Raw genomic sequence first — 11,429 nt, 5'->3', positions numbered from 1 at the left:
TCAGGCGGCGCGGGTGAGAAGTTTCTCACCGTCGTGGCCCGTCACCACACGTTCGATGATTTCACCCGGTGCGCCATTATCAATGGCTGCGAGCGTAAAGCCTTCCGTGCGGGCGATGCCTTCCTTCTCGATCAGCAGACGCTGGGTCGTGCCGGTGAGCGAGGCAAGATGTTTCTCATAAGCCCTGTCGCCCTCGGCGCGCAGCCGGGCGGCGCGTTCCTTGACGATTTCGCGCCGCACCTGCGGCATACGCGCGGCAGGCGTGCCTTCGCGTGCGCTATAGGGGAAGACGTGCAGATGGGTCAGCCCGCATTCCTCGACGATTTTCATCGAGTTCTGGAACATGTCCTCGGTTTCGGTCGGAAAGCCGGTGATGATGTCGGCACCGAACACGATATCTGGCCGCAGTGAACGCACGGTTTCGCAGAAGCGGATGGAATCGTCGCGCAGATGGCGGCGTTTCATCCGCTTCAGGATCATGTCGTCACCCGCCTGCAAGGACAGGTGCAGATGTGGCATTAGCCGCTTTTCATTGGCAATGGCGTCCATCAGATCGTCATCCGCCTCGATGGAATCGATCGATGAGAGGCGAAGGCGCTGAAGGTCCGGCACCTGATTGAGAACCGTCTTGACCAGTTTGCCAAGACGCAGGCTTCCCGGCAAGTCCGGCCCATAGGAGGTCATGTCCACGCCGGTCAGCACCACTTCGGCATAACCATTGCCGACAAGGCGCTTCACCTGTTCCACCACAGCACCCATCGGCACCGAGCGGGAATTGCCGCGGCCATAGGGGATGATGCAGAAGGTGCAGCGATGGTCGCAGCCATTCTGGACCTGCACGAAAGCGCGCGCCCGGCCTTCTATGGCATCGACCATGTGGCTTGCGGTTTCGCGTACTTCCATAATGTCGTTGACGCGCACCTTCTCGAACTGGTTCACACCGAAATCGGGCAGCATCCGATAAGAGTTGGATTTCAGCTTTTCCTCATTGCCAAGCACGAGGTCCACTTCATCCATGGAGGCGAAATTGTCGGCTTCGGTCTGCGCCGCGCAGCCGGTCACGATAATGCGGGCTTCCGGATTTTCGCGCCGCGCCTTGCGGATGGCCTGACGGGCCTGACGCACGGCTTCCGATGTCACGGCGCAGGTGTTGAAGATGATCGCGCCATCCTTCAACTGTCCAAGACCGGCAGCGTCGGCTTCGCGCTTCATCACCTCGGATTCATAGGTGTTGAGACGGCATCCGAATGTTACGACTTCCACACTCATCAGGCCGCACCCTTATCCCCAGTCTTGTCGGTTGCCGGGCCGCCTTCAAAATCGCGGCTCCAGTCGCCGCTTGCCGGGTCGAATGTGCCGGAAAATTCCCATTCCGCCGGACCGGTCATCATGACGTGATCGTCGTCGCGCCATTCGATCTTGAGCGGGCCGCCCGGAACATTGACCGTGACGTTGCGGCCAGTGCGGCGCGTGCGTGCGCCGGAAACGGCGGCGGCGCAGGCGGCGGAACCGCAGGCGCGGGTCAGCCCCGCGCCACGTTCCCAGGTGCGCAGGTCCATTGTTTCCGGCGACGTGACGCGGGCAATCGAGATATTGGCGCGTTCCGGGAAAATCGGATGGTTTTCCAGAAGCGGGCCGAACTTTTCCAATTCAAAGGACCATACGTCGCGGTCCACCCAGAAGATCGCATGCGGATTGCCCATGGAGGCGACCGAAGGCGAATGCAGCACGGGCGCATCGATGGGCCCGACCTGAAGCTCGATCATGCGCGTGTCGTGGAATGCTTCGGCAAGCGGGATTTGCTGCCATTCGAAATGCGGCTTGCCCATATCGACGGTGATCAGCCCGTCATCATGTTCCGTTGCGGTCAGAATTCCGGCGCGGGTTTCAAAGGTGAAGGCGCGCTTGCCGGTCTCGGCTGCCAGCGCCTGCACCACGCAGCGCGTGCCGTTGCCGCAAGCTTGCGCTTCCGTGCCGTCGCAATTGATAATGGAGATATAATTGTCGGTGCCCGGCGTGCGTGGATCATGAATGGCCATGATCTGGTCGAAGGCCGTTTCACGCGCACTGGCAAGATGAATGGCGGCGTCGGGCGTGATGCGGTCTGCGCGACCGCGCATATCGGCAACGATGATCTGATTGCCGAGCCCGTTCATCTTGGCGAAGGCTGCCCTGGTGGCCATGGTTTTTGTAGTTCCGTTCTGCCTGCGGTTGCATTGAAGCAGCCGACACGGTTCATTGAATGAGTTATCTGGCGTCTATATGGCGGAAAACCCGGCAAATTGCCAGTGCCAGCAATGAAGCTAACCTTGCTGGGGGCTTATAGGGCTGATTGTGCCGTTCCGTTTCGATCTGCGCAGATACTAAACTGTGGCCTTCCTGTCCCAGTCACCAAATATATGAGCAATTTCAAACCCGGAATGGTCTCTCCTGCTCAAATTGCCGGGCGGCAGTGTTGATTTTTTAACCATATAGCCATTTTATCGCGGCAATATTGTCGTGATGTTTGGTTTCGCAGACGCGTGGTTCGCGCCTCTTTCCCCGAGACCTCGACCGAAATGGAGAACCTGATGGGAATTTCGAAAGCAAGTTTGCTGAGCCTGGCGGCGGCTGGCATCGTACTGGCCGGCTGCCAGAGCTCCCGGATGAACAATGATCTCGGCCCGGTTTCGCCGCCCCCTCCGCCAGCGCCCTTGCAGGCCGCGCCGCAGGGAGCCGTTCAGAAGGGCAATCTCAATTCACCGGATGCTTCGCAATTCCCGACCGCGCCCACGTCCAATCCCGGCATGCAGCCGGGCAACACGCAGGTTGCAAGCCTGCCGCCCGCATCCGCGCCTGATCTGACGCCGGGCACGGTCGCAGGCGTCTGGAACGCTTCGCTTGGCGGCCAGAGCTGTAAGGTTGCTACGCCTCAGACCAAATATGGTCAGGGTTTCCGCGCAGGCCCGCTGCGCTGCCCGGGCGAACTGGCAAACCTCGCTTCCTGGGCCGTCAACGGCAAGCAGCTTGTGCTTTACGATGGATCGGGCGGCACGGTCGCTTCGCTCTATTCGTCGGGTCCGGGCCGTTTCGACGGCCAGACCACCGGCGGTCAGGCTCTGTCGCTTTCTCGCTGATATAAAGCCGAAACAATCGATCACGGCGGGGCGTCTCCGGACTGCTCCGCCGATGTTTAATTAGAGGTTCACGGAACCTGTCATGTCCTTTGATGGTAATCTGAAAGCGTTTCCCTCCGTCCGCGAGCATTATGATGCGATGGTAGCATCCGGCGATGTGGAGGCCGATCCCGCCCAGTTGCAACTCACCGACCGCTACGACCGGCTGATCGAGGAAATCTGCACCAAGCGGCTTTCCCGCAAATCCAGCGCGCTGGGCTGGCTGTTCGGCAAGCGCAAGCAGGCGCAGGAGATCGTCAAGGGGCTTTATGTCCATGGCGAGGTCGGGCGCGGCAAGACCATGCTGATGGATATGTTCTTCCAGCTTCTGCCCGTCGAACGCAAACGCCGTGCGCATTTCAACGATTTCATGGCCGATGTGCATGACCGTATCAATGCGCATCGTCAGGCTTTGAAGCGCGGAGAAACCAAGCAGGACGATCCGATCCCGCCGGTCGCCGATGCGCTGAGCGCACAGGCCTGGGTGCTGTGCTTCGACGAATTCACCGTCACAGACATTGCCGATGCGATGATCCTGTCGCGCCTCTTCAGCGCGCTTTTCGCGCGCGGGGTCGTGCTGATCGCTACGTCGAATGTCGCGCCGGACAATCTCTATCGCGACGGCCTCAACCGTCAGCTGTTCCTGCCTTTCGTCGATATTCTCAAGAAGCATGTCGATGTGATCAATCTCGATTCGCGCACCGACTACCGGCTGGAAAAGCTCGATTTGCAGCCGGTTTATCTCGCTCCGCTCGGCGGCGAGACGGCAAAGCGGATGGATGCCGCCTGGGCCGCGCAGAAGGACGGCATGGAAGAAAGGCCGGACGCGATCCGCATTAAGGGGCGTGACGTCGAGGTGCCGCGTGCCGTTCCGGGTGCTGCGCGTTTCAGTTTCGAGGAACTGTGCAGCCGTCCGCTCGGCGCTACGGACTATCTGGCCATTGTCGGTCGCTATTCGACCTTGTTCATCGACAATGTGCCGATGCTCGACCTGTCGCGACGCAATGAAGCCAAGCGTTTCATACTGCTGGTGGACGTTCTTTACGATCACCACGCCCGCGTGTTCATCACGGCGGAAGCGCAGCCGGAGAAGCTCTACGTCGCAAAAAGCGGCACCGAAGCGTTCGAATTCGACCGCACCGCGTCGCGTCTTTTTGAAATGCAGAGCGCCGAATATCTGTCGCAGATACCGGAGAATGCCGGGTGAGACCTGTGCGTTTCGCGCATCGGTTTGGTGGAAAGTACGGCTCGCCGATTCTGCGGGCTCTCTCTGGCGAGCAATCTCCTGATCCTATCATCTGATTGCCACAGACTGGACTTATATCCTCAATCGGCTATCGTGCCCGCGCAAATTCAGCGCATTTGCCCCGGAACGCGCAGGCGATTTTGGAGGTGAGGGCGTGCAGGTTCAGATAGTTGGAGCAACCTTGGTGCACCCGGAAGGATGTATCTGCTCCAGCATTGTTGCACCGTGCATATGGATGCGGGCTGCGGCAATGACCGATCGGATTGGCGGCTTGCCTATCGCACCATCGGCATGGTGGTGGCGGGCGAGAAGGAGGGCAATTGCCATTATTTCGCCCAATTATCTTACGTTTACGTAAGAACATATAATTCTAACCGATTGAAAACATTGGTCGCAAAATAATGAGTTGTGTTTTTTTGCAAAGAGTCATATCGAACCCTCGCAGCGCTTAAGCGTTTCCGGGAGGACACCGGATGGCTTCATGCGTTTCTGGATCAAACTTGAGGAAAGAAACAATCATGGCACGCAACAAGATTGCCCTCATCGGCTCCGGTATGATTGGCGGCACGCTCGCTCATCTCGCCGGTCTGAAGGAACTGGGCGACGTCGTCCTTTTCGACATTGCGGAAGGTACTCCGCAGGGCAAGGGACTGGATATCGCCGAATCTTCTCCGGTTGACGGTTTTGATGCGAAGTTTACCGGCGCCAACGATTACGCAGCCATCGAAGGCGCGGACGTTGTCATCGTTACCGCCGGTGTGCCGCGCAAGCCTGGCATGAGCCGCGACGATCTTCTGGGCATCAACCTGAAGGTGATGGAACAGGTCGGCGCAGGCATCAAGAAATATGCGCCTGAAGCCTTCGTCATCTGCATCACCAACCCGCTCGACGCGATGGTCTGGGCTCTGCAGAAGTTCTCGGGCCTTCCGGCTCACAAGGTCGTCGGCATGGCTGGCGTTCTCGACAGCGCCCGCTTCCGTTATTTCCTCTCGGAAGAATTCAACGTTTCGGTTGAAGATGTCACCGCATTCGTACTCGGCGGCCACGGCGACAGCATGGTTCCGCTGGCGCGCTACTCGACCGTTGCAGGCATCCCGTTGCCGGATCTGGTCAAGATGGGCTGGACCAGCCAGGAAAAGCTCGACAAGATCATCCAGCGCACCCGTGATGGCGGTGCGGAAATCGTCGGCCTGCTCAAGACCGGTTCGGCTTTCTACGCTCCGGCTTCTTCGGCCATTCAGATGGCTGAATCCTATCTCAAGGACAAGAAGCGCGTTCTGCCTGTCGCTGCCCAGCTGAGCGGTCAGTATGGCGTGAAGGACATGTATGTCGGCGTGCCGACCGTGATCGGCGCCAATGGCGTTGAACGCATCATCGAAATCGATCTCGACGGTCAGGAAAAGGCCGAGTTCGAAAAGTCGGTGGCTTCGGTTGCCGGTCTTTGCGAGGCTTGCATCGCTATCGCTCCGTCGCTCAAGTAATATCCAGACAAGGCCGGATGCCCTGTTTTTGATGGGGCTCCGGCCTTTTCCGGCTGTCAATATTGGTCGAAGATTTGGGCCGTACCGGTTCGCCAGACGAACCGGGAATCCGTAGAGGACAACCAGATGAATATTCACGAATATCAGGCCAAGCGCCTGCTTCACACCTACGGCGCGCCGATCGCCAATGGTGTGGCTGTCTATTCCGTCGAACAGGCGGAAGAATGGGCAAAGACGCTTCCTGGCCCGCTTTACGTCGTCAAGAGCCAGATCCACGCTGGCGGTCGCGGCAAGGGCAAGTTCAAGGAACTCGGCCCGGACGCCAAGGGCGGCGTGCGCCTCGCCAAGTCGGTTGAGGAAGTGGTTGCCAATGCGAAGGAAATGCTGGGCAACACGCTCGTCACCAAGCAGACCGGCCCTGCTGGCAAGCAGGTCAACCGCCTTTACATCGAAGACGGCGCCGACATTGATCGCGAGCTTTATCTCTCGATCCTGATCGACCGCACCGTCGGCCGTCCGGCTTTCGTCGTTTCGACCGAAGGCGGCATGGACATCGAAGCCGTTGCCGAAGAAACCCCTGAAAAGATCGTGACTGTCGCCATCGATCCGGCCAAGGGCGTAACGGATGAAGACGCCAACAAGCTCGCCGACGCGTTGAAGCTTGAAGGTCAGGCTCGCGAAGACGGCCTCAAGCTGTTCCCGATCCTCTACAAAGCCTTCACCGAAAAGGACATGAGCCTTCTCGAAATCAACCCGCTGATCGTCATGACCGATGGCCGCGTGCGCGTTCTCGACGCCAAGGTATCGTTCGACGGCAATGCGCTGTTCCGTCATCCTGACATTCAGGAACTGCGCGATTTATCGGAAGAAGACGAAAAAGAAATCGAAGCTTCCAAATACGATCTCGCTTACGTCGCTCTCGATGGCAATATCGGCTGCATGGTCAACGGTGCAGGCCTTGCCATGGCAACGATGGACATCATCAAGCTCTACGGTGCAGAACCTGCCAACTTCCTCGACGTTGGTGGCGGCGCTTCCAAGGAGAAGGTGACGGCTGCGTTCAAGATCATCACCGCTGATCCGGCTGTCCAGGGCATTCTGGTCAACATCTTCGGTGGCATCATGAAGTGCGACGTGATCGCCGAAGGCGTGATCGCTGCGGTCAAGGAAGTCGGCCTGAAGGTTCCGCTGGTTGTCCGTCTTGAAGGCACCAATGTGGAACTCGGCAAGAAGATCATCAACGAGAGCGGCCTGAACGTTATTTCGGCTGACGATCTCGACGATGCGGCGCAGAAGATCGTCGCTGCTGTGAAGGGGAATTAAGGCATGTCCATTCTCGTCAACAAGGACACCAAGGTTCTCGTACAGGGCCTGACCGGCAAGACCGGTACTTTCCACACCGAACAGGCGCTTGCCTATTACGGCACGCAGATGGTCGGCGGTATCCATCCGAAGAAGGGTGGCGAAACCTGGGAAGGCTCGAAGGGCGAAAAGCTCCCGATCTTCGCAACCGTTGCCGAAGCCAAGGAACGCACGGGCGCCGACGCTTCCGTGATCTATGTTCCGCCAGCAGGTGCTGCCGATGCGATCATCGAAGCCATCGAAGCTGAGATTCCGTTCATCGTCTGCATCACCGAAGGCATTCCGGTCATGGACATGGTTCGCGTCAAGGAGCGTCTGGAACGCTCGAAGTCGCGCCTGCTCGGACCGAACTGCCCGGGCATCCTGACCCCTGAAGAATGCAAGATCGGCATCATGCCGGGTAATATCTTCAAGAAGGGTTCGGTGGGTGTTGTATCGCGCTCCGGCACGCTTACCTATGAAGCTGTGTTCCAGACCTCGAACGAGGGCCTCGGCCAGACCACCGCTGTCGGTATCGGCGGCGATCCGGTCAAGGGCACCGAGTTCATCGACGTCTTGGAAATGTTCCTGGCCGACGACGAAACCAAGTCGATCGTCATGATCGGTGAAATCGGCGGTTCGGCTGAAGAAGACGCGGCTCAGTTCCTCAAGGACGAAGCCAAGCGCGGTCGCAAGAAGCCGATGGTCGGCTTCATCGCTGGCCGCACCGCGCCTGCAGGACGCACCATGGGCCATGCCGGCGCCGTGATCTCCGGCGGCAAGGGCGGAGCGGAAGACAAGATTGCAGCCATGGAATCGGCTGGCATCCGCGTCTCCCCGTCGCCTGCGCAGCTCGGCAAGACGCTGGTTGAAGTCCTCAAGGGCTGAGACCGACTGAGTTTGAATATCCCGGCGGCGGCGAAAGCCGCTGCCGGGTTTGGCATAACAAAAACATACTGAAGCCGGATACCGGGCTTTAAGGGAATGGCAGGCATTCGCGGTCATTCTTCGGTGTCGAACAAATAGACCGGGTGGTTTTGACAATTGCGTCGGAACAGATCGCTCGGGTCGCGTAGAAACGAGTTTTGCCGGGGTCTGTTGTGGTTCCTCCCCGGCGGCGTGAGGGATGAAGGTTTCGGTATCTTCCGGCCCGCGCAGATGAGCTACTGACAAGGAGACGGAGCAAAGCTCCGGATTAGGTTATGGCAAGGCAAGAACAGGCCAACGACGTTTTCGCCCTTACCTCGTTCCTCTATGGCGGCAACGCCGACTATATCGAGGAGCTGTACGCCAAGTATGAGGATGATCCGAATTCGGTTGATCCGCAGTGGCGCGATTTCTTCGCGAAGCTGGGCGATAGTGCCGAAGATGTGAAGAAGAATGCGCAAGGCGCAAGCTGGACCAGAAAAAACTGGCCGATTGCCGCCAATGGCGAACTCGTCTCCGCTCTCGACGGTAATTGGGCCGAAGTCGAAAAGCACGTCACCGACAAGCTGAAGGGCAAGGCTGCCAAAGGCGACAGCAAGGCCGCCGCAGCGCTTTCCGCTGAAGAGATTGCACAGGCTGCACGCGACAGCGTTCGCGCCATCATGATGATCCGCGCCTATCGCATGCGCGGCCATCTGCATGCCAATCTCGATCCGCTCGGTCTCGCTGAAAAGCCGAACGACTATAACGAGCTGGAGCCGGAAGCTTACGGCTTCACGCCTGCAGACTACAATCGCAAGATTTTCATCGATAATGTGCTCGGCCTCGAATATGCGACCGTGCCGGAAATGCTCGACATTCTGAAGCGCACCTATTGCGGCACGATCGGCGTCGAGTTCATGCATATTTCCGATCCGGCTGAAAAGGCATGGATTCAGGAACGCATCGAAGGTCCGGATAAAAAGGTCGCTTTCACGCCGGAAGGCAAGAAGGCTATCCTGTCGAAGCTCATCGAAGCGGAAGGTTTCGAGCAGTTCATCGACGTCAAGTACAAGGGCACCAAGCGTTTCGGCCTCGATGGCGGTGAATCGCTGATCCCGGCGCTGGAACAGATCGTCAAGCGCGGCGGCCAGATGGGCCTTAAGGAAGTCGTGCTCGGCATGGCGCACCGTGGCCGCCTGAACGTGCTGTCCCAGGTCATGGGCAAGCCGCACCGCGCCATCTTCCACGAGTTCAAGGGCGGCTCCTACGCGCCGGACGATGTGGAAGGTTCGGGCGACGTGAAGTACCATCTTGGCGCTTCGTCGGACCGCGAGTTTGACGGCAACAAGGTTCACCTGTCGCTGACCGCCAACCCGTCGCATCTTGAAATCGTCAACCCGGTTGTCATGGGCAAGGCCCGCGCCAAGCAGGATCTGCTTGTCGGCCGCACCCGCGACGACATGGTGCCGTTGACCGAACGCGCCAAGGTTCTGCCGCTGCTGCTGCACGGCGATGCCGCTTTCGCAGGTCAGGGTGTGGTTGCCGAGTGCCTCGGCCTGTCGGGCCTCAAGGGTCACCGCGTCGGCGGCACGCTGCATTTCATCATCAACAACCAGATCGGTTTCACCACCAATCCGGCCTTCTCGCGTTCTTCGCCTTATCCGTCGGATGTGGCGAAGATGGTCGAAGCGCCGGTCTTCCACGTCAATGGCGACGATCCGGAAGCTGTGGTGTTCGCGGCCAAGGTTGCGATGGAATTCCGCATGACCTTCCACAAGCCGGTGGTCGTGGACATGTTCTGCTACCGTCGCTTCGGCCACAATGAAGGCGACGAACCGTCCTTCACCCAGCCGTTGATGTACAAGGAAATCCGCGCGCACAAGACGACGGTTCAGCTCTATAGCGATAAGCTGATTGCCGAAGGTCTGCTGACCCAGGCCGACGTCGACAAGATGCGCGCCGACTGGCGCGAAAAGCTCGAAATCGAGTTCGAAGCCGGACAGAGCTACAAGCCGAACAAGGCCGACTGGCTGGACGGCGCCTGGGCTGGTCTGCGCACGGCGGACAATGCCGATGAGCAGCGCCGCGGTAAGACCGGCGTTCCGATCAAGACACTCAAGGAAATCGGCAAGAAGCTGGTTGAAGTGCCGCAGGACTTCCATGTCCACCGCACCATCCAGCGCTTCCTCGATAACCGCGCCAAGATGATGGAAACCGGCGAAGGCATCGATTGGGCAACCGCTGAATCGCTGGCATTCGGCACGCTGGTTGCGGAAGGCCATCCGATCCGCCTGTCCGGTCAGGACGTGGAACGCGGCACCTTCTCGCAGCGTCACACGGTTCTCTACGATCAGGAAAACCAGAACCGCTATATCCCGCTGAACAATATCCAGAAGGGGCAGGCGATCTACGAAGCCATCAACTCGATGCTTTCGGAAGAAGCGGTACTCGGCTACGAATACGGTTATTCGCTGTCCGATCCGCGTGCGCTGGTTCTCTGGGAAGCCCAGTTCGGCGATTTCGCCAATGGTGCGCAGGTCGTGTTCGACCAGTTCATCTCGTCGGGCGAGCGCAAGTGGCTGCGTATGTCCGGTCTCGTCTGCCTTCTGCCACATGGCTATGAAGGTCAGGGTCCGGAACATTCGTCGGCCCGTCTGGAACGCTATCTCCAGCTTTGCGCTGAAGACAATATGCAGGTTGCCAACGTTACGACGCCGGCTAACTACTACCATATTCTGCGCCGCCAGATGAAGCGCGACTTCCGCAAGCCGCTCATCATGATGACGCCGAAGTCGCTGCTGCGCCACAAGCGCGCCGTGTCCAGCCTTAGCGAACTGTCGGGCGATTCCTCGTTCCACCGTCTGCTGTGGGACGACGCGCAGTACAACAAGGGCGAAGAAGGCATCAAGCTTCAGAAAGACGCCAAGATCCGCCGTGTCGTGCTCTGCTCGGGCAAGGTCTATTACGATCTCTACGAAGAGCGTGAAAAGCGCGGCATCGACGATGTCTACCTGCTGCGCGTGGAACAGCTTTACCCGTTCCCGGCCAAGGCGCTCATCAACGAGCTGTCGCGTTTCCGTCATGCGGAAATCGTCTGGTGTCAGGAAGAGCCGAAGAACATGGGTGCGTGGTCGTTCATCGATCCGTATCTGGAATGGGTGCTGGCGCATATCGATGCCAAGCATCAGCGCGTCCGCTACACGGGCCGCCCGGCTGCCGCTTCTCCGGCAACCGGCCTGATGTCGAAGCATCTTGCGCAGCTTGAAGCTTTCCTTGAGGATGCGCTCGGTAACTGAT

General features: G+C 58.9%; 9 protein-coding genes. 6 read left to right on the top strand and 3 right to left on the bottom strand.

Annotated elements, in window-relative coordinates:
- Both mtaB and dapF read right to left on the bottom strand, forming a co-directional pair.
- Complete coding sequence (mtaB, locus tag ABWW11_RS00640; protein WP_124915132.1) at nucleotides 1-1,269, bottom strand: tRNA (N(6)-L-threonylcarbamoyladenosine(37)-C(2))-methylthiotransferase MtaB; 1,269 nt, start codon at nucleotides 1,267-1,269, stop codon at nucleotides 1-3.
- A complete protein-coding gene (gene dapF, locus ABWW11_RS00635) occupies nucleotides 1,269-2,183 on the bottom strand; it encodes a diaminopimelate epimerase (RefSeq protein WP_109369975.1) in 915 nt (304 codons plus the stop codon). The genes mtaB and dapF overlap by 1 nt, the downstream gene beginning before the upstream one ends.
- Before the next feature lie 387 nt (nucleotides 2,184-2,570).
- Here dapF and ABWW11_RS00630 point away from each other — a divergent pair, with 387 nt between their 5' ends.
- Nucleotides 2,571-3,116 (top strand): protease inhibitor Inh/omp19 family protein, encoded by a 546-nt coding sequence (locus ABWW11_RS00630; RefSeq protein WP_109369974.1) that lies wholly within the window; start codon nucleotides 2,571-2,573, stop codon nucleotides 3,114-3,116.
- Between the two features lie 82 nt (nucleotides 3,117-3,198).
- A complete protein-coding gene (gene zapE / locus ABWW11_RS00625; RefSeq protein ID WP_109369973.1) occupies nucleotides 3,199-4,362 on the top strand; it encodes a cell division protein ZapE in 1,164 nt (387 codons plus the stop codon).
- Nucleotides 4,363-4,563: 201 nt separating this feature from the next.
- On the opposite strand, the gene ABWW11_RS00620 is transcribed toward zapE, so the two are convergent.
- A complete protein-coding gene (locus ABWW11_RS00620) occupies nucleotides 4,564-4,728 on the bottom strand; it encodes a hypothetical protein (protein WP_167836047.1) in 165 nt (54 codons plus the stop codon).
- A 191-nt stretch (nucleotides 4,729-4,919) separates the two neighbouring features.
- On the opposite strand from ABWW11_RS00620, the gene mdh reads away from it, so the two are divergent.
- The 4 genes from mdh to ABWW11_RS00600 all read left to right on the top strand — a co-directional run bounded on the left by mdh (nucleotide 4,920) and on the right by ABWW11_RS00600 (nucleotide 11,428).
- Nucleotides 4,920-5,882, top strand: coding sequence for a malate dehydrogenase (gene mdh / locus ABWW11_RS00615; protein ID WP_109369971.1), 963 nt, complete (start codon nucleotides 4,920-4,922; stop codon nucleotides 5,880-5,882).
- 126 nt (nucleotides 5,883-6,008) lie between these two features.
- Complete coding sequence (sucC, locus tag ABWW11_RS00610) at nucleotides 6,009-7,205, top strand: ADP-forming succinate--CoA ligase subunit beta (protein WP_109369970.1); 1,197 nt, start codon at nucleotides 6,009-6,011, stop codon at nucleotides 7,203-7,205.
- Between the two features lie 3 nt (nucleotides 7,206-7,208).
- The gene (gene sucD, locus ABWW11_RS00605; protein WP_104755057.1) at nucleotides 7,209-8,111 is read left to right on the top strand and encodes a succinate--CoA ligase subunit alpha; all 903 of its coding nucleotides are present in this window, start codon (nucleotides 7,209-7,211) and stop codon (nucleotides 8,109-8,111) included.
- Nucleotides 8,112-8,425: 314 nt separating this feature from the next.
- Nucleotides 8,426-11,428 carry a 2-oxoglutarate dehydrogenase E1 component gene (locus ABWW11_RS00600; RefSeq protein WP_109369969.1) on the top strand — a complete coding sequence of 1,001 codons (3,003 nt, stop codon included), beginning with the start codon at nucleotides 8,426-8,428 and terminating at the stop codon, nucleotides 11,426-11,428.
- Nucleotide 11,429 lies beyond the last annotated feature (1 nt).

The organism is Brucella sp. NBRC 113783 (assembly GCF_040372265.1).
GTDB classification, from domain to species: Bacteria; Pseudomonadota; Alphaproteobacteria; order Rhizobiales; family Rhizobiaceae; genus Brucella; species Brucella teleogrylli.
Note: the sequence above shows the minus strand (reverse complement) of the source record. Positions and strands in the feature narration are given on the sequence as shown.

Coding starts and splice junctions, on each gene's coding strand:
- sucC (WP_109369970.1), top strand. CDS start 6,009: ATGAATATTCACGAATATCAGGCCAAGCGCCTGCTTCACACCTACGGC.
- ABWW11_RS00620 (WP_167836047.1), bottom strand. CDS start 4,728: ATGGCAATTGCCCTCCTTCTCGCCCGCCACCACCATGCCGATGGTGCG.
- ABWW11_RS00630 (WP_109369974.1), top strand. CDS start 2,571: ATGGGAATTTCGAAAGCAAGTTTGCTGAGCCTGGCGGCGGCTGGCATC.
- sucD (WP_104755057.1), top strand. CDS start 7,209: ATGTCCATTCTCGTCAACAAGGACACCAAGGTTCTCGTACAGGGCCTG.
- dapF (WP_109369975.1), bottom strand. CDS start 2,183: ATGGCCACCAGGGCAGCCTTCGCCAAGATGAACGGGCTCGGCAATCAG.
- ABWW11_RS00600 (WP_109369969.1), top strand. CDS start 8,426: ATGGCAAGGCAAGAACAGGCCAACGACGTTTTCGCCCTTACCTCGTTC.
- zapE (WP_109369973.1), top strand. CDS start 3,199: ATGTCCTTTGATGGTAATCTGAAAGCGTTTCCCTCCGTCCGCGAGCAT.
- mdh (WP_109369971.1), top strand. CDS start 4,920: ATGGCACGCAACAAGATTGCCCTCATCGGCTCCGGTATGATTGGCGGC.
- mtaB (WP_124915132.1), bottom strand. CDS start 1,269: ATGAGTGTGGAAGTCGTAACATTCGGATGCCGTCTCAACACCTATGAA.